Here is a 17966-nt window from a genome sequence, read left to right as displayed (position 1 = left end):
GCGTCGCCTTTTGCTATTGTGGATTAGGTATTTGGGAACCAGAGAAGCGGGGGTGGGCGCCTACTCCGCAAAGGCGGCGGTGAGGGCGATGTCGATCATGTCGCCGAAGCTGGTTTCCCGCTGGTCGGACGGCAATGCCTCGCCCGTGAGCAGGTGGTCGGAAACGGTCATCACCCCCAGCGCGCGGCGGCCGTGGCGGGCAGCGACGGTGTAGAGCTCGGCGGCCTCCATCTCGACCCCCAGAACGCCGTGGCGCTGCATTTCCTTGTTCAGGTCGGGCCGCTCGTCATAGAAGGTGTCGCTGGAATAGATGTTGCCCACGTGGACGCCCACATCGACCTTCTTGGCAGCCTCTGCCGCCGCCGAGAGCAGGCCGAAATCCGCACAGGGGGCGAAGTTCAGCTCCTTGAAGATGGTCGAAGAGGGGGTCGAAACCGTGGTCGCTGTCATGGCGAGGATCACGTCGCGCACCTTGACGCGCTCTTGCATGCCGCCGATGGAGCCGATGCGGATCAGGGTTTGGGCGTCGTAGTCTCGGATCAGCTCATTGGCGTAGATCGACATCGACGCCATGCCCATGCCCGAGCCCTGGATCGTCACCCGGTTGCCCTTCCACGTGCCGGTGAAGCCCAGCATACCGCGCACCTCGTGCACGCATTTCGCATCGTCAAGGAAGGTCTCGGCGGCCCATTTCGCGCGATAGGGGTCGCCGGGCATCAGCACCACCTCGGCGATGTCGTCTTTCTGGGCTCCGATATGGATGGTCATGGGCGCGGCCTTTCGATTGAAACAGATCAACCGATGCTACGCGCGCGGGCAGGGCGGAGCAAGACCTGCCCCGCCCCGTCCGGACTGGATTCAGAGCGCCATGCTCTCAGGCGTCTTGCCCGAGGAGATCGCGGCTTTGTACCAGTCGGGCTGGCGGCCCTTTCCGGTCCAGGTTTGTGTCGGATCGTCAGGGTTGGCGTATTTGGGCGCGGATTTCGCCTTGGTTCCCTTGGGGCCCCTGCCGCCCATAACCTCAGCCACGCTAACTCCGTGGGCAGCGGCAAGCTTTTCCATTTCCGCACGCACCCGCTTGAGGTCTTCTTTGCGCAGATTTTCCAAAGCGGCCTCAACCTCCCGAGCGAGCGTCTCGAGTTCGTTGCGGTTCATGTCTTTCAGGTTGAATTTCACAAGGCAGTCCTTTCTTATATGCGTATTGCAATAAAGTACTCGTCCCCACGTGCCAGAAAGTTATTGGTAAATTGTACTAAAGTATAGCCAAATCAGGTGGATGTGATCTGTGTTACGGTTTTGTGCCGGAGTCCGCCTATTGCGCGGCGATTTGTTCGGGGTCAGCGAGCGTCACAATGTCGCCCATAATCGCATTCAATTCGAAATCTTTCGGCGTATAGATTCGCGCCACGCCTAGGGATTTCAAGCGGGCCGCATCCTCATCCGGGATGATCCCGCCGACAATGACAGGGATATGGCTCAGGTTCTCGCCGTGCAATTTCGCCATCAATTCGGTGATCAGCGGAATGTGCGAGCCCGAGAGGATGGACAGGCCAATGATATGCGCGTCGTCACGGCGAGCGGCGGCAATAATCTCGTCCGGGGTAAGGCGGATGCCTTCATAAGTGATGTCGATGCCGCAATCGCGCGCACGGGCGGCGATCTGCTCGGCGCCGTTTGAATGGCCGTCAAGGCCCGGTTTTCCCACAAGAAACTTCAGCCTCCGGCCGAGTTTGCGGCTCACCGCATCGACGCGGTCGCGGATCTCGTCCAGTCCTTCGGTGCGGTTCGACGGGTGGGCGCTGACGCCGGTGGGGCCGCGGTATTCGCCGAAGGCTTTGCGGATCACGTCGGCCCATTCGCCCGTGGTCACCCCCGCCTTCGCGGCAGCGATCGACGGGGGCATGATGTTGCGCCCTTCCCGCGCGGCGGTTTTCAACTCGGCCAACGCGCGATCTACCGCGGCTGCGTCGCGCGTCCGTTTCCAGGTCGCAAGACGGTCGAGCTGGTCCGCTTCGGCTTGCGGATCGCTCACCATGATCGCGTCCTCCCCCGCGGTCAGCGGCGAGGGTTCGCCGGTTTCGAACCGGTTGACCCCGACCACGGTGGTCGCGCCGGATTCGATATCGGCGATGCGCGCGGCGTTTGATTCGACCAGCCGCGCCTTCATGAATTCGATCTTCTGCTGCGCATCGCCCAGCCCGTCGATCTGCGCCAATTCCGCACGCGCCCCTTCTTTCAGGGCCGCGACCTTCCGCTCGACCGCCGGATTGCCCTCAAACAGATCGTCATATTCCAGAAGGTCGGTTTCAAAGGCCAATATCTGCTGCATCCGCAAGGACCATTGCTGATCCCACGGGCGCGGCAGGCCCAAAGCCTCGTTCCAGGCGGGCAATTGCACCGCCCGGGCGCGGGCGTCTTTCGACAGCGTTACAGCCAGCATCTCAATCAAGATGCGATAGACATTGTTCTCGGGCTGCTGTTCGGTCAGGCCCAGCGAATTGACCTGCACACCATAACGGAAGCGGCGGTATTTCGGATCTTCCACGCCGTAGCGGTCGCGGCAGATTTCATCCCACAATTCGACAAAGGCGCGCATTTTGCACATCTCGGTCACGAACCGGATGCCTGCATTCACGAAAAAGGAAATGCGCCCGACCATGGCGGGGAAGTGTTCGGCGGGGACCTTGCTTTGCAGATCGTCCAGCACGGCGATGGCGGTGGCCAGCGCGAAGGCGAGCTCTTCCTGCGGTGTCGCGCCGGCCTCTTGCAGGTGATAGGAACAGACGTTCATCGGGTTCCATTTCGGCAGATGCTCGCGGGTATAGGCGGCGACGTCGGTGATCATCCGCAACGACGGGGCCGGGGGGCAGATATAGGTGCCCCGGCTGAGGTATTCCTTGATGATGTCGTTCTGCACCGTGCCCTGCAAAGCCGCGACGTCTGCCCCCTGTTCCTCGGCCACAGCGATATAGAGCGCCAGAAGCCAGGGCGCGGTCGCGTTGATCGTCATCGAGGTGTTCATCTGTTCCAGCGGGATCGCGTCGAACAGGGCGCGCATGTCGCCCAGATGGCAGACCGGCACGCCGACCTTGCCAACCTCGCCGCGTGCGAGCACGTGATCGCTGTCATAGCCCGTCTGCGTGGGCAGATCGAAAGCGACAGACAGGCCCGTCTGCCCCTTGGCCAGATTGCTGCGATACAGCGCGTTCGAGGCCGCCGCCGTCGAATGGCCCGCATAGGTGCGAAACAGCCAGGGGCGATCGGCTTTCGGTTTCTGCTCTTGCGACATGGTTCGGTCTCCGCTCAAGTGCGCGCAACAAAATTACACAAAGCGATAGCTATCCGACAGATTAGACCCTTGTCAACGTGCTGCGCTGCGGCATCATCCTATTTACCTTGTGCCGGTTCCCTGACAAGGTTCGCCCGATGACCGCCCCTGTAACGATCCCCCTTTGGTTGCTGACCCTGATCGTGCTGTTCGCGGGCGTGACCTTTGCCTCGCATTTCCTGTTTCCCTCGGTCCGATGGTTCTTTCGCCGCCGCGCGGAACGGGTCGTCACGCGGATGAACAAGCGGCTGCAGAAACCCATCGAGCCCTTCAAACTGGCGCGGCGCTACGACACCATTCAACGGCTGGTCTATGACCCGCAGGTGATCCAGGCGGTGAACGACTACGCCGGCGCCGAGGGCATTCGCGAGGATGTGGCCTTCGAGAAGGCCCGCGCCTACGCGCGCGAGATCGTGCCGTCGTTTTCTGCCACCGCCTATTTCTCCTTCGGGATCCGCATCGCCCGCTGGCTGTCGCGGTTCCTCTATCGCCTGCGCGTGGGACAGTTCGACCGCGCGCAGTATGACGCGATCGACCGGGATGCGACGGTGATCTTCGTGATGAACCACCGCTCGAACATGGATTATGTGCTGGTGACCTATCTGGTGCGCCGCGCCGGGGCGCTGTCCTATGCGGTGGGCGAATGGGCGCGGGTCTGGCCGCTGTCGTCGGTGATCAAGATGATGGGCGGCTACTTCATCCGCCGCAAATCCCGGCGGCAGTCGCTCAGCGGTGGCCTGTATCGCAAGGTTCTTGCGCGCTACGTGCAGATGGCGACCGAGGGCGGGGTGACGCAGGCGGTGTTCCCCGAGGGCGGGCTGTCGCTCACCGGCGGGCTGGCCCCGCCGCGTCTGGGTATTCTAAGCTATGTGATCGACGGCTTCGATCCCGCGGGGCGCGACGTGGTCTTCGTGCCGGTGGCGCTGAACTATGATCGCGTGCTTGAGGATCGCTTTCTGGTGCAGGCCGACACCACCGGCGTGCGCCGCTTCCGGCCGCCGCTCCTCACCGTGCTGGGCGGGGTCGCGGGCTATCTCTGGGCGCGGCTGCGGGGCAAGATTTCGACCTTCGGCACCGCCAACGTGAGCTTCGGGCAACCGCTGTCCCTGCGCGCCTTCGCCGCCGCCCACGGGGGCGACAGCCGCGCCGTAGGGGCCGAGATCATGGCCCGCATCTCGGGCGTGGTGCCACCGCTTCCGGTGCCGCTGGTGGCCCGCGCGCTGCTGGCCGGGGCCCGCACGGGGGCGGAGATCCGCAGCCATATCGCAGGCGACCTCGCCGCGCTTCCCAAGACCGCGCCGCCCCCCCGTCGCCCGGTGGACAAGGTCGCGCAGGACGGGCTGGCCAACCTACGGTATCGCGGGATCATCACCGGCAGCGACCCCGTCACCCCCGTCGAATCGGACCTCCCCCTGCTGCGCTACTACGCGAACTCCATCGCCCACCATTTCGATGCAGGCGCAGCATCGCCCCCGCCGATGCTGCATTCGCAAAGTAATAAAATTACCAAAATCTAGCAATCAACTATTGCAAAGTTACCCGCTCGAACTCTATCAACGGATAGGGCTGCTTCGATTCTGCGGTGCGGCACGAAACCGGGATTGAAACTGATGGAGACGGACATGGCGCTCGACCACGATGCAGGCTTCACATACGAGGCTGAAACCAAAGACCTTTATGCGATGGGCGAAATCCCCCCCATGGGGCACGTGCCGAAGCAGATGCACGCCTGGGCCATCCGCCGCGAGCGGCACGGTGAGCCGGATCAGGCCTTCCAGCTTGAGGTTGTCGATACGCCAACGCTTGATTCCAACGAGGTTCTGGTCCTCGTCATGGCAGCCGGGGTCAATTACAACGGCGTCTGGGCCGGTCTGGGCAAGCCGATCAGCCCCTTCGACGGCCACGGCGCAGACTACCATATCGCGGGCTCCGATGCGTCCGGAATCGTCTGGGCCGTGGGCGACAAGGTGAAGCGCTGGAAGGTGGGTGACGAGGTCGTGGTCCACTGTAATCAGGACGACGGCGATGATGAGGAATGCAACGGCGGCGACCCGATGTTCTCCACCAGCCAGCGGATCTGGGGCTACGAGACGCCTGATGGCTCTTTCGCGCAGTTCACCAACGTGCAGGCGCAGCAACTCATGCCGCGTCCGCAACACCTCACGTGGGAAGAAAGCGCCTGCTACACGCTGACCCTCGCCACCGCCTACCGGATGCTGTTCGGCCACGAACCCCACGACCTCAAGCCCGGCCAGAACGTGCTGGTCTGGGGCGCATCCGGGGGCCTTGGCTCCTACGCAATCCAGCTCATCAATACGGCCGGGGCCAACGCGATCGGCGTGATCTCGGACGAGGACAAGCGCGATTTCGTCATGGGGCTGGGCGCCAAGGGCGTCATCAACCGCCGCGATTTCAATTGCTGGGGCCAGCTGCCCACGGTCAACACCCCCGAATACGCCGAATGGTTCAAAGAGGCGCGCAAGTTCGGCAAGGCGATCTGGGACATCACCGGCAAGGGCAACAACGTCGACATGGTCTTTGAACACCCCGGCGAGGCGACGTTCCCCGTCTCGACCCTGGTCTGTAAAAAGGGCGGCATGGTGGTGATCTGCGCGGGCACCTCCGGCTTCAACTGCACCTTTGACGTGCGCTACATGTGGATGCACCAGAAGCGCTTGCAAGGCTCGCACTTTGCGCACCTCAAGCAGGCGTCGGCAGCCAACAACCTGATGGTGGAACGCCGTCTCGACCCCTGCATGTCCGAGGTGTTCCCATGGGCCGATCTGCCCGCAGCCCACACCAAGATGCTGCGCAACGAGCACAAGCCGGGCAATATGTCGGTGCTGGTGCAATCGCCGAAGACCGGTCTGCGCACGCTTGAGGATGTCCTCGACGCGAGCCGCTGACCGGCGCCTGCCCGCATCCCGTAAATCACGGGCCGCCGGCATTGCGCCGCGCGGCCCGCTTTGCTTTCAACCCCATGGCCGCGCCCCTCTCCCCCATTTCTGGCGAGGTCGTTTCAGCGTGATGAATTGTTAAGAATTGCGGGTTTATACTCGGAATTAAGACTTCATTAACCGAACCCGCTGAGAGTATTTTATGGGACAGAAATGGATCATTGACGTAATTGACGACCTGCGTGTCTTTGCCGAACAGAACGGGCTTCCGCGTCTGGCGGCGCAACTCGACAGTGCCGCGACCATCGCGCAGGCGGAACTTGCCGAAATGCCTGAGGGGGCGCCGCGCGCGGTGACGGGACATGCAAGCCAACCTGCGCCAGCTTTTGCAGACCCTCGATCAGGCCACGGAACTTAGCGCGCTTCAGACCTCGATCCTTGCCCTGCGCGACCATTTCGGGGTGGCGCATATGGTCTATCACTGGGTTTGTGCCGATGGCGGGCAATTCGGCTGTGGCTCCTATCCGCCCGCCTGGGTGCAGCACTACGTCGATCAGGGCTATCTGCGGATCGATCCGGTCGTCGCGGCCTGTTTCCGGCGCGCGCAGCCGGTGGACTGGAAAACGCTCGACTGGTCCGGCAAACCGGCCCGTCTGGTCCGGGCCGAGGCGTTGCGCGCAGGGCTTGGCACCCAGGGCTATACGATCCCCCTGCACGGGCCGCAGGGGCAATTCGCCCTGTTCTCTATCACCGACACCACCGATGATCCCCGATGGGCGCGGTTCATCGACCGCCACCGCCGCGACCTTCTGCTGTGCGCCCACACGTTCAATCACCGCGCCATCGCGATCGAGGCGCAGCGTCTGCCTGCGCCGGTCAAGCCCCTGTCCCCGCGTGAGGTGGACGTGCTGACCCATCTTGCCATGGGCCTTGCCCGCGCGCAGGTCGCGCAGCGGCTGGAAATTTCCGAACACACCCTGCGGGCCTATGTGGAAAGCGCGCGGTTCAAGCTGGGGGCGAGCAACACGGTCCACGCCGTGGCCCGCGCCGTGGCCGGGGGGCTGATCGTGACCGGCGGCACCGCCCGCGACGCGCCACCGCTTTGGCCCGGCCGCGCCGCGGCGGCGGAGTAGGGCGGCCACACCCACCGCCCGGCACCGCCCAGAAAAAGAGCACCCAAGTGCCACTTTGCGCCGTTCCAATCTGGTCCCCGCCGCCCCCTGCCGGTAGGGTCGCCCCCATGTCATCTACCGCGCTCACCTTCTCCGACGATCAGGCCGAAGCCTGGGACGCCGTCTCCGACCTTCTGGGCACCGCTGGCGTCGATATGCTCGGCGGCCACACCCTGCCGCCGAAGGACGATCCCGACAGTTCGGTTCTTGCGATTTTGGGCAAGGCGGGCAGCGGCAAGACGCTGCTTCTGGCCGAGCTGTTCAAGAACCTGCGCGCCTCCGGCGTCGACATCGTCTCGGGCGATTGGGAAGGGCGCAAGCGCCGCGAACGCCGCACGCTCGCCATCCTCGCGCCCACCAACAAGGCGGCCAGTGTGCTGCGCACCCGTGGCGTGCCCGCAACCACGATCCACCGCATCCTTTACACCCCGGTCTATGATCCCGAATACGAACAGATCGCCGAATGGCTGGCCGGGCAGGCGGATCGCCCCGAGATCGAGGGGCTGACCGACGTCGCCCTCGACCGCGCCTTTGCCTCTTATGAGGTCAACTCCTCGGTGCCCGCCGCGCTCGCCGCCGCTGGCCTGCGCGGCTCGGATTTCATCACCGGCTGGAAGCGCCGCGAAGACCCGCTCGACATCGGCTTTGTTGACGAATCCTCCATGCTTGACGCCAAGCAGTTCCAGGACCTGCAGGAGATCTTTCCCACGCTGGTGCTGTTCGGCGATCCGGCCCAGCTGCCCCCGGTCAAGGCCGAGGGCGGGCAGATGGTCTTTGACACGCTCCCCGACAGCCGCAAGCGCATCCTCAGCCGGGTGCACCGGCAGACCGCCGACAACCCGATCCTTGATCTGGCCCACGCGCTGGCCGATCCGCAGGTGGATTTCTACGCCTTCGAGCGCCTGGTGGAAGAGGCCGCCGCCCGCGACGACCGCGTCGTCATGGCGCAGCGGGTGGAAAGCGACCTGATGGCGCGGTCGCCCTGTCTGGTCTGGCGCAACGCCACCCGCATCAAGCTGATCCACGCCTTCCGCAACGCCTATGGCGCGCCCCCGGACGAACTGCTCGAGGGCGAGCCGCTGATCTGCGACGGCATCGAGCTGCCCGCCAAGCACCGCAAGAAACGTCTCGACCTTGAAGCGCGCGGCCTGATCAAGGGCGCGCAGGTGATCTACCTTGGCCCCGGGCGCAAACCGGGCTTTTCGCGGCTGCACGTCATGGGGGCCGAGGATCCGCGCATCAGCGCCGCCAGCATCGTGAAGATCGAACTGGAAGGGGACGAGGAGCCCTTCATCCCCTTCGCCGCCCGCATGGGCGCCACCTTCCTGCACGGGGCGGCGGTGACGATCCACAAGGCGCAGGGCAGCCAGTGGGACACGGTGCAGGTCTTCGCGCCCGACATCTACGCCGCCTCGCGCATGGGGCGGATGGAGGCGGGCCAGCCCCTGTGGAAGCGGCTGGCTTATGTGGCGATCACCCGCGCCGAAAACCGTCTGTGCTGGGTGGTGCGCAACCGCCTCGCGCGGCCCACCGCCCCGCTGACGACCGAAGACCTCACCGCCGCGCCCGCGCCGCTGGAACTCGCCGCGCAGACCGACGGGGAAGGGGCGTGAGCCGCATCCTCGTCACCGGAGCCAGCCGTGGCATCGGCCGCGCGGTGGCCGAGCGGTTCTTGCGCGAAGGCTGGACCGTGGGCCTTCTGGCCCGGGACGAGGGCGCGCTGCGCGACGCGGCGCGTGACCACACGGCGGCTCATGTGCTGCCCTGCGACGTGACCGATCCGGACGCCGTCGCGCGGGCCTTCGACAGCTTCGCCGCTCAGGCGGGCGGGCTTGATGTGCTGTTCAACAACGCAGGGCTGTTCACCCCCGCCGCCCCCATTGACGAAATCCCCGTCGCGGACTGGCTTAGGGCGGTGAACGTCAACCTCACGGGGATGTTCCTGTGTGCCCGCGCGGCCTTCGGCCTCATGCGGCACCAGTCGCCCCGCGGCGGGCGCATTATCAACAACGGCTCCGTCTCGGCCCATGCGCCGCGCGAAGGGGCCACGCCCTATACCACCACCAAACACGGGGTTACGGGGCTGACGAAATCGCTGGCGCTCGACGGGCGGCGCTTCGACATCGCCGCCAGCCAGATCGACATCGGCAACGCGCAAACCGATCTTCTGCGCGGCATCGCCGAGGCTGCCCGCGCCGCCGGACAGCCCGCCCCGCCGATGATCGAAGTCGCGCTTGTGGCCGATGCGGTCTGGCACATGGCGACCCTGCCGCTGCACGCTACGACCCTGTTCCAGACCCTGATGGCGACGCAGATGCCCTTCGTCGGGCGCGGCTGACCCTAACGCTGGAAGACGCGGAACGCGGCAGAGGCCAGCCAGCCCGCCGCAATGGCGATGGCCAGCGACATCAGCCCGTAAAAGAACGGCTGTTCGCGGGACGTGTCGTAAAGCCAGCGCTCAAGCCCGGCCTTGAAGACCGCGATCGAGGTCTCGTAAATGTCGATCACCTCTCCCCCGCGGGTCAGGAAAATCCGCGCCGCATATTCGCCTTCGGTCAGCGCGGCGGGCAGGGTGATCTGGCCGCGAAACAGCGTCTCTTCCTCAAGGTCCACGTCGTTCTCGAGCACCTGATACAGACCCGATCCCGCGCGAATTCGGATCAGCGCTTCGGTGAAGGTCTTGGCATTCTCGACCTCGCCGGGCGCCCCGACCGAGCGGATCGCCTGCGGGATCGTGATCGAATGGCGCAGGTCTTCGGTGGCGCTCAGCACCTCGTCCAGCGGGGCGGAGGTGGCGACCGCGTAGAACGACGGGGCGGCGTCGACGTCGACCGCGTCGGTGTTGGCCCAGATGCCGACGACCCGTTCCTTGCGGCGCACGGTGACCGGCTGCGACGGACCAGCGAGCGTGATGATCACCTGCAGCGGGGCCGCGTCGGGGGCCGGAGCCTCGCGCTTGACCGCGCCGAAGATTAAAACTTCCGAGCCGTCGAACGTGGCGGTGATCGCCACTTCGTCATGGCTCAGCCCCAGCACGATCTCCTCGGCCTGCGCGGGCAGGGGGGCGGTCAGCGGTGGCAGCGCCATGAGCGCAAGAAGGGCAAAGGCGCGCAGCATCAGTGGCCCCCTTCGCCAAGAGAATACAATTCGGTCGGGGTCAGCAGCAGGTCCAGCGCGAGCTTGCCGCAGACCGCCAGCACCATCAGCGCCAGCAGGATGCGCAGGTTCTCGGCCTTCATCTTGACGCCGATGCGGGTGCCGATCTGCGCGCCGATCACGCCGCCGATCAACAGCAACACCGCCAGCACCACATCCACGGTAAAGTTCGTGGTGGCGTGCAGCATGGTGGTGAAACCGGTCACGAAGATGATCTGGAACAGCGAGGTTCCGATCACCACCTTCGTCGGCATCCCCAGCAGATAGATCATTGCGGGCACCATGATGAAGCCGCCGCCGACGCCCATGATCGCCGACAGGATGCCCACGCAAAGACCGACCAGCAACGGCGGGATCACCGAGATATACAGCCCCGAAACACGGAATTTCATTTTGAACGGCAGCACATGGACCAGTCCGTGCTTGCGCCGTTTCGGCGCCGCACCGCCGGCGGTTTTCGAGCGCCGGATCGCCCGCAGGCTCTCGAAGAACATCAGCCCGCCGACCACGCCCAGAAACACGACGTAGCACAGCTTGACCAGCAGATCGACCTGACCCTGCGCCTTGAGGAAGTTGAACAAGACAACCCCCACCGCCGCGCCGGTCAGCCCGCCGATCAGCAGCACTGTGCCCATCCGCAGATCGACGGTCTTGCGCCGCAGATGTGCCAGCACGCCCGAGAAGGACGACGCGACGATCTGGTTGGCTTCGGTCGCCACCGCCACGGCGGGCGGGATGCCGATGAAGAACAAAAGCGGCGTCATCAGAAAGCCGCCGCCAACCCCGAACATGCCCGACAGGATGCCGACGATCCCCCCCAGACCAAGAAGCAGGAACGCATTCACGGACACTTCGGCAATGGGGAGGTAGATTTGCATGGGCTTTCCTTACGCCTGACACCCCGTAGGATACAACGACCAATTGGCCCCGCCCGATAAGGCCAGTTGGCCCGTCCGGTGGTGCCAGAGCGCCGCCCTAAAGGTGGGGCAGGGCGGCGCGGAGCACCTGTTCGAGTTTCGCAGCCCCCAAGGGCGCCATTGCCTTGGTATGCTCATGGCTGATCGATTCCTCGCTCATCCCCGCGGCCATGTTGGTGATGGTCGAGATCGCGGCGCAGCGCAGCCCCAGAAACCGGCCCAGAATGACCTCGGGCACGGTGGACATGCCCACCGCATCGGCGCCCAACATGCGGATCGCGTTGATCTCGGCCACGGTCTCGAAGCTGGGGCCGGAATACCACGCATAGATGCCGTCCTGCATGTCGATCCGCACCTCGACCGCGGCTTTGGTCAGCACGTCGCGCATCTCTGGATCGTAACAATCCTTCATCGGCACGAAACGCGCGTCCGTCGGCTCTCCGATCAGCGGGTTGAGGCCGCTGAAATTGATGTGGTCGGTCAGGCACATGATCGAGCCGGTGGGCATGTCCGGCACCATTGAGCCCGCGGCATTGGTGGCGATCATCTTGTCCGCGCCAAGCGCCTTGAGCACCTCGAGCGGCAGGCGCATGGCATCGCCGCGCCCGCTTTCGTAGTAATGCGCACGCCCCCCGAACACCGCGACCCGCCGCCCTTCGAGCGCGCCGATCACAAGGTTGGGGTTGTGCCCGCTCACCCCCGCGTGGGGGAAGCCCTCAAGCTCGTCGTAGGGAATGGCCACGCCTTCCACGGCGCCTGCCAGATGCCCCAGACCCGAGCCGAGGATCAGCCCGATCTCGACCGGCGCGGGGCCGGCAATCTGGCGGATCTTCTCCGCCAGTTCATCAGCGTTCCTTGACATAGGGCTGTCCTCCGGCACGGGGTGGAATGGCCTTGCCGACGAAGCCCGCCAGCACGACGACCACGAAAAGATAGGGCAGCGACTGGATCAGCTGGCTTGGCACTTTCACGGTCTCGAACAGTGCCGCCGTGGCGCCGATCGCCTCATCCATGGCGCCGATCCACGTGGCCAGCCCGACAAAGACCAGAACCGCCGACAGGCCGCCCAGCACGATCAGGTCGATCCGCTCACGCCGTAGGGCGTAAAGCGTCATCGCGGCGGCGGCCGCGAACAGCCCGGTCATGATCCAGATCACCTCAAGCTGGATGTTCTGGAACCGGTTGTCGATGGCGAAGAACAGGCCGAACAAAAGGCAAGCCCCCAGTGCATACCACGGCCGCCACTTGGCGAAGATCAACGCGGCGAGCGCGATGAAGCCCCGGTTTGCGGTCATGTCCTTGGTGAAACCGGCCTGCACCGCCGTCGACAGATACGCCCCGGCGACACCGCAGAGCACACCGGCAATGATCACCGCCGTATAGCGCAGTCGCACCACGGAAATCCCGGCCGTATCAACGGCTTCCGGCGCTTCACCCACGGCCCGCAGGCGCAGGCCGAAGCGTGTGCGATAAAGAACCCACCAGCTCAGCGGCACGGTCAGCAGGCCCAGATAGACAAGGATCGAGTGGCCCGAGATGAACTCGGAATAGAACTGCGCCCAAGGGTCCGCCTGCATCTTGTCGCGCACCCGCGTCAGCGCGCCGGGAAAGTCGATCCCGTTGAACCGCGCATCTTTGGGCAGCGACGGGGTCCGCCCGCCCTGGGCGAACCAGCCCTGCGCCACGACGACCGTCAGACCGGCGGCGAAGAAGTTGATCGCCACGCCGGAAATCAGCTGGTTGCCGCGGAAGGTGATCGAGGCCAGCCCGTGGATCAGCGACAGGGCGATCGAAATCCCGATGCCCGCCAAAAGCCCGACCCAGGCGTTGCCAGAAACCAGCGACACCGCCGCCGCAAGGAAGGCGGCGGCCAGCATCTTGCCCTCAAGCCCGATGTCGAAAATGCCCGCCCGTTCCGAGAACAGACCCGCCAGACAGGCCAGAAGCAGCGGAATGGCCATCCGCACCGAAGCATCGCCCAGTTGAACAAAAGTGAAGAAATCCATCGTCTTACTCCTCACCTTCCGGCAACACGGCCGCAGGTGCACCGACGCCCTTGTTGCCGTAGCGCAAGAACATCTTCTGAATGGGGGACCGCACCATCTCGTCCAGCGCGCCGGTGAACATGATCACGAGGGCCTGGATCACGACGACGATCTGCACCGGAATCTGCGTGGCCGCCGAAAGCTCGGCCCCGCCTTGAAACAGCGCGCCGAACAGCAGTGCCGCGATGACGATGCCCACGGGGTGGTTGCGCCCCATCAGGGCCACCGCGATGCCGATGAAGCCCGCGCCGCCGGCGGCGTTGTCCACCAGTTGCGGGTTGTTGATGCCCATCGTGTTGTTGACCGCCATCATCCCGGCCAAAGCGCCCGAGATCAGCAAGGCGATCATCGTGATGTTCACCGCCGAGATGCCTGCATAGCGCGCGGCGGATTCGGACTGGCCAAAGGCGCGGATCTGATAGCCCAGCCGCGTGTGCCAGATCAGCGCCCAGACGCCGACACAGGCACCCAGCGCCAGAAAGATCGAGATATTCACCGGCGAGCGGCCGAAGGTATCCAGCCCGAACAATTGTGCGATGTCGTGCAGCGACGGCAGGTGCACCGTTTCAGGGAAGACCGCCGTGGCGATCTGCATCTCGCCCACCGGTTTGAGCGGCCCGGCCAGCATAAAGATCAACAGGCCCGAGGCCATGAAGTTGAACATGATCGTGGTGATCACGATGTGGCTGCCGCGCCGCGCCTGCAAATAGGCGGGGATCGCGACCCAGAGCGCGCCAAACAGCGCCGCTGCCACGGACCCCGCCAACAGCGCCAGCGTCCAGTGCGGCCAGGGCACGAAAAGCACCGCCAGCGTGGCCCCCAGCCCGCCCAGCAGCACCTGACCCTCACCGCCGATGTTGAACAGCGCTGCGTGGAAGGCCACCGCCACCGCCAGACCGGTGAAGATGAAATTTGTCATGTAAAACAGGGTGTAGCCAAGATTGTCCGAGGTGCCGACCGCGCCGTAGGACATCAGCTTGAGCGCCTCCCACGGGTCCTGGCCCACGGCGACGAATACGATGATCGAGATGATTGCCGCCAGCAGCAACGAGACCACCGGAACAAGGACCACATCGGCCCATTTTGGCATGGCGTCCATTATTCGGCCTCCCCTGCATGCGCGAGATTCTGTTCGATTTCTTCAATACTGTGCGGCGCGTCGGTGTCGGTCATCCCGGCCATCAGCAGGCCCAGCTCCTTTTCGTCGGTCTCCGACGGCAGCCGCTCGCCCATAATCTTGCCGTCGAACATGACGGCGATCCGGTCGCTCAGCCCCATGATTTCTTCCAGCTCGACCGAGACCAGCAAGATCGCCTTGCCCGCATCGCGCAGGGCGACGATCTGTTGGTGAATGAACTCGATGGCACCGATGTCGACGCCGCGCGTGGGCTGGCCCACCAGAAGCAGATCGGGGTCGCGCTCGATCTCGCGGGCGACGACGATCTTCTGCTGGTTCCCGCCCGAGAAATTCTTCGCCGCAAGCAGCGGGTTAGGCGGGCGCACGTCGAAGCGGTCCATCTTCTCCTGTGCGTCCTTCAGGATCGCGCTGTTGTCCATCAACAGGCCGTTTTTCTGATACTTTTCGTCGTGGTGATAGCCAAAGGCGGTGTTTTCCCACGCGCTGAAGTTCATGATCAGCCCTTCGTGCTGGCGATCTTCCGGCACATGGGCGATGCCCCGCGCGCGGCGGCTTTGCCCGTCGGACTTGGCGCCGCTGAGGTCCAGCGGCTGCCCGTTGAGCAGGATTTCCCCCGTCGCCTCTTCATAGCCGCCCAGCACCTCAAGCAGCTCCGACTGCCCGTTGCCCGACACGCCGGCGATGCCCAAAATCTCACCCGCGCGCACCTGGAAGGACACGCCCTTGACCCGGTGCACGTCTTTTTCGTCGACCACGTCCAGATTGCGCACGTCGAGCACGACCTCACCCGGGGTCGCGGGCTTTTTGTCCACGCGCAACAGCACCTTACGGCCCACCATCCGCTCTGCCAGATCGGCGGGGTTGGTGTCCGTGGTTTTCACGGTCGAGGTCATCTCACCGCGGCGCATGACGCTCACCGTGTCGGTGATGTCCATGATCTCGCGCAGCTTGTGGGTGATCAGGATGATGGTTTTGCCTTCTTCCTTCAGCCGGTTCAGAATCCGGAACAGCTGGTCCGCTTCCGCCGGGGTCAGCACGCCCGTCGGCTCATCGAGAATCAGGATATCCGCCTGCCGATACAGCGCCTTGAGGATTTCCACGCGCTGCTGCATGCCCACGCCGATATCCTCGATCACCGCGTCGGGATCGACGTTCAGCCCGTATTCCTCGGACAGTTCTTTGAGCTGCTGGCGTCCGCGCCGCAGGCTGGGGCGCAGCATCGGGCCGTCCTCCGCGCCCAGCACCACGTTCTCGAGCACTGTGAAGTTCTTCACCAGCTTGAAATGCTGGAACACCATACCAATGCCAGCGGCAATCGCCGCATCGGAATCGGGAATCTCGGTCAGCTTGCCGTTGATGTAGATCTCACCGGAATCGGCTTTGTAGAACCCGTAAAGGATCGACATAAGCGTGGATTTCCCCGCACCGTTCTCCCCGATGATCCCGTGGATCGTCCCCGGCATGACCCGGATCGAGATGTCCTTGTTCGCTTGCACGGGGCCAAAGGCCTTGGAAATCCCCTTGAGTTCGATCGCCGGCGTCTGGCCGCCCTGTGTTTGCGCGCTCATGCGCTTGCCCCCCGGCCTGATGCGCCCGCCAGCCCCGCGTCGGGTGCCGCTAAAAAGGTGTTCGGATAATCGCTCAACGTCGTGTCCCCCGCCGCGTGTTTATCATTCTTAATTTTAAAGGGCCGCGCCGATCAGATCAGCGCGGCCCCAGAAAGTGTGCATCAGCCTAGCTTAGAAATCGATCGCAGGGCAAGTCTCGTCGGACATGTAGTCGTGAACTTCCAGCTCACCCGAGGCCATCTGTGCCGAGGCCTCTTCGACCATCGCCTTCATCTCGTCGGTGATCAACTCTTCGTTGTGCTCATCCAGCGAGTAGGCCACGCCTTCGTTCTCGACGCCCATCACGTTCAGGCCGACTTCAACGTTCTCACCGGCGGCGAATGCGTCATACACGGCGTTGTCCACGCGCTTGACCATCGAGGTCAGGACCTGACCGGAGTGCAGGTAGTTCTGGTTGGAATCCACACCGATGGACAGGATGCCTTCGTCGGCTGCGGTCTGCAGCACACCGATGCCGGTGCCGCCAGCGGCCGCAAAGACCACGTCAGAGCCTTGGCTGATCTGGCTCAGCGTCAGCTCGGAGCCCTTGACGGGGTCGTTCCAGGCCGATGGCGTGGTGCCGGTCATGTTCGAGATCACGGTCGCGTCGGGGTTCACCGCTTTCACGCCCTGGGCGTAGCCACAGCCGAACTTGCGGATCAGCGGAATGTCCATGCCGCCCACGAAGGACACGGTATCGGTCTCGGACGCGGCGGCGGCCAGCATCCCCACAAGGTAGGAGCCTTCATGCTCGTTGAAGACCACCGAGCGGATGTTCGGCGCGTCCACTGCGGCGTCGATGATCACGAAATTGGTGTCCGGATAATCCGCGGCAGCTGCTTCCAGCGGGGTGCCCCAGGAAAAGCCTGCCATGACGATCGGGTTGTTGCCGGCTTCGGCGAAGCGGCGGATGGCCTGCTCGCGCTGCGCGTCCGAAGTGATCTCGAATTCTGCGAACTCCTCACCGGTTTCCTCGGCCCAGCGCTGGGCACCGTTGTAGGCGGATTCGTTGAAGGATTTGTCGAACTTGCCCCCCAGATCATAGATGATCGCGGGGCCGTCGGCCCAGGCGGCACCGGCGGTCAGCGCCAAAGCGGCCGTCGCGCCGAGGAATTTCGTGGTAAAGCTCATGTTGTGGTCTCCCATGTTCTTGTTGTCGGGGGCTGTTGCCAGATCCCCGGGATCGTTGCGGCCCGCAGGGGCCGATCACAGATCATGCGACAAAGTAGGCAATGACGCCAGTGGAAGATCAACCGATTCTTGCGATTTTGAGAGCGCTGCAGGGGATTTATCCGCCGGACGTCGCGGAAAGTTGCGCTTTCATGCAAACCGCCGTGTCGCCGTTGCGGTAATATCCGACCCGCTGGCCAAAGGTCTCGAACCCGCAGGCGCGGTACAGCGCCAGCGCCGCCGTGTTGCTTTGCGCCACCTCAAGGAAAACTTCTTCCACGCCCTGCGCGGCCAGACCGGCCAGTGCTGCGCGCAGCATCGCGGTCGCGCGGCCCTGACCCTGATGGGCGGGGTGGGTCGCCAGCGTCAGCACCTCCGCCTCGGGGCCCGCGCGGCGCAGCACGGCAAAGCAGGTCTCGTCACCCCAGAGCGTCGCGCGCGGATCGTCAAGGTAGCCGCGAAAGCTCTCCGCGCGCCAGCCGGCGGCGCCGAAGGCCGCCCCGTGGGTGCGTGCCAGCCCGTCGGGCGTCATCGGC

At 64.4% G+C, this 17966-nt stretch carries 17 protein-coding genes; 5 read left to right on the top strand and 12 right to left on the bottom strand.

The window, feature by feature from the left end; all coding sequences use genetic code 11:
- Nucleotides 1-60 precede the first annotated feature (60 nt).
- The 3 genes from deoD to DC363_RS04885 all read right to left on the bottom strand — a co-directional run bounded on the left by deoD (nt 61) and on the right by DC363_RS04885 (nt 3289).
- Nucleotides 61-768: a purine-nucleoside phosphorylase gene (gene deoD / locus DC363_RS04895; RefSeq protein ID WP_108640021.1), complete on the bottom strand. Its 708-nt coding sequence runs from the start codon at nt 766-768 to the stop codon at nt 61-63.
- Nucleotides 769-858: 90 nt separating this feature from the next.
- The gene (locus tag DC363_RS04890) at nt 859-1176 is read right to left on the bottom strand and encodes an H-NS histone family protein (protein ID WP_108640020.1); all 318 of its coding nucleotides are present in this window, start codon (nt 1174-1176) and stop codon (nt 859-861) included.
- Nucleotides 1177-1312: 136 nt separating this feature from the next.
- Nucleotides 1313-3289: a protein meaA gene (locus tag DC363_RS04885; protein WP_108640019.1), complete on the bottom strand. Its 1977-nt coding sequence runs from the start codon at nt 3287-3289 to the stop codon at nt 1313-1315.
- 137 nt (nt 3290-3426) lie between these two features.
- Here DC363_RS04885 and DC363_RS04880 point away from each other — a divergent pair, with 137 nt between their 5' ends.
- On the top strand, nt 3427-4845 hold the full coding sequence (locus DC363_RS04880) for a 1-acyl-sn-glycerol-3-phosphate acyltransferase (RefSeq protein ID WP_108640018.1): 1419 nt from the start codon (nt 3427-3429) through the stop codon (nt 4843-4845).
- A gap of 105 nt (nt 4846-4950) precedes the next feature.
- Nucleotides 4951-6234 (top strand): crotonyl-CoA carboxylase/reductase, encoded by a 1284-nt coding sequence (ccrA, locus tag DC363_RS04875; RefSeq protein ID WP_108640305.1) that lies wholly within the window; start codon nt 4951-4953, stop codon nt 6232-6234.
- A 25-nt stretch (nt 6235-6259) separates the two neighbouring features.
- Here ccrA and DC363_RS16790 read toward each other — a convergent pair whose 3' ends face one another.
- On the bottom strand, nt 6260-6589 hold the full coding sequence (locus DC363_RS16790) for a hypothetical protein (protein WP_158270831.1): 330 nt from the start codon (nt 6587-6589) through the stop codon (nt 6260-6262).
- Here DC363_RS16790 and DC363_RS04865 point away from each other — a divergent pair.
- The 3 genes from DC363_RS04865 (at nt 6588) to DC363_RS04855 (ending at nt 9735) form a co-directional block, all read left to right on the top strand.
- Complete coding sequence (locus tag DC363_RS04865) at nt 6588-7358, top strand: helix-turn-helix transcriptional regulator (RefSeq protein WP_108640016.1); 771 nt, start codon at nt 6588-6590, stop codon at nt 7356-7358. The two genes, DC363_RS16790 and DC363_RS04865, sit on opposite strands and share 2 nt — an antisense overlap.
- A gap of 107 nt (nt 7359-7465) precedes the next feature.
- On the top strand, nt 7466-9010 hold the full coding sequence (locus DC363_RS04860; protein ID WP_108640015.1) for an ATP-dependent DNA helicase: 1545 nt from the start codon (nt 7466-7468) through the stop codon (nt 9008-9010).
- The gene (locus tag DC363_RS04855; protein ID WP_108640014.1) at nt 9007-9735 is read left to right on the top strand and encodes an SDR family oxidoreductase; all 729 of its coding nucleotides are present in this window, start codon (nt 9007-9009) and stop codon (nt 9733-9735) included. Before DC363_RS04860 ends, DC363_RS04855 begins: the two co-directional genes overlap by 4 nt.
- Nucleotides 9736-9737: 2 nt before the next feature.
- Here DC363_RS04855 and DC363_RS04850 read toward each other — a convergent pair whose 3' ends face one another.
- The 8 genes from DC363_RS04850 to DC363_RS04815 all read right to left on the bottom strand — a co-directional run bounded on the left by DC363_RS04850 (nt 9738) and on the right by DC363_RS04815 (nt 17962).
- Nucleotides 9738-10514, bottom strand: a complete 777-nt coding sequence (locus tag DC363_RS04850) for a TIGR02186 family protein (protein ID WP_108640013.1) — start codon at nt 10512-10514, stop codon at nt 9738-9740.
- On the bottom strand, nt 10514-11431 hold the full coding sequence (locus DC363_RS04845; RefSeq protein WP_108640012.1) for a sulfite exporter TauE/SafE family protein: 918 nt from the start codon (nt 11429-11431) through the stop codon (nt 10514-10516). The genes DC363_RS04850 and DC363_RS04845 overlap by 1 nt, the downstream gene beginning before the upstream one ends.
- Nucleotides 11432-11528: 97 nt before the next feature.
- Nucleotides 11529-12332: a purine-nucleoside phosphorylase gene (locus DC363_RS04840; protein ID WP_108640011.1), complete on the bottom strand. Its 804-nt coding sequence runs from the start codon at nt 12330-12332 to the stop codon at nt 11529-11531.
- Entirely contained in the window at nt 12316-13476 is a 1161-nt protein-coding gene (locus DC363_RS04835) for an ABC transporter permease (RefSeq protein ID WP_108640010.1), read from the bottom strand. The genes DC363_RS04840 and DC363_RS04835 overlap by 17 nt, the downstream gene beginning before the upstream one ends.
- Before the next feature lie 4 nt (nt 13477-13480).
- Entirely contained in the window at nt 13481-14614 is a 1134-nt protein-coding gene (locus tag DC363_RS04830; protein ID WP_108640009.1) for an ABC transporter permease, read from the bottom strand.
- On the bottom strand, nt 14614-16221 hold the full coding sequence (locus tag DC363_RS04825; protein ID WP_108640008.1) for an ABC transporter ATP-binding protein: 1608 nt from the start codon (nt 16219-16221) through the stop codon (nt 14614-14616). Before DC363_RS04825 ends, DC363_RS04830 begins: the two co-directional genes overlap by 1 nt.
- Nucleotides 16222-16392: 171 nt before the next feature.
- Nucleotides 16393-17391 carry a BMP family lipoprotein gene (locus DC363_RS04820; RefSeq protein ID WP_108640304.1) on the bottom strand — a complete coding sequence of 333 codons (999 nt, stop codon included), beginning with the start codon at nt 17389-17391 and terminating at the stop codon, nt 16393-16395.
- Between the two features lie 157 nt (nt 17392-17548).
- On the bottom strand, nt 17549-17962 hold the full coding sequence (locus DC363_RS04815; RefSeq protein ID WP_108640007.1) for a GNAT family N-acetyltransferase: 414 nt from the start codon (nt 17960-17962) through the stop codon (nt 17549-17551).
- Between the last annotated feature and the right edge of the window lie 4 nt (nt 17963-17966).

Source organism: Thalassorhabdomicrobium marinisediminis, from assembly GCF_003072065.1.
Taxonomy (GTDB): Bacteria; Pseudomonadota; Alphaproteobacteria; order Rhodobacterales; family Rhodobacteraceae; genus Octadecabacter; species Octadecabacter marinisediminis.
Note: the sequence above shows the minus strand (reverse complement) of the source record. Positions and strands in the feature narration are given on the sequence as shown.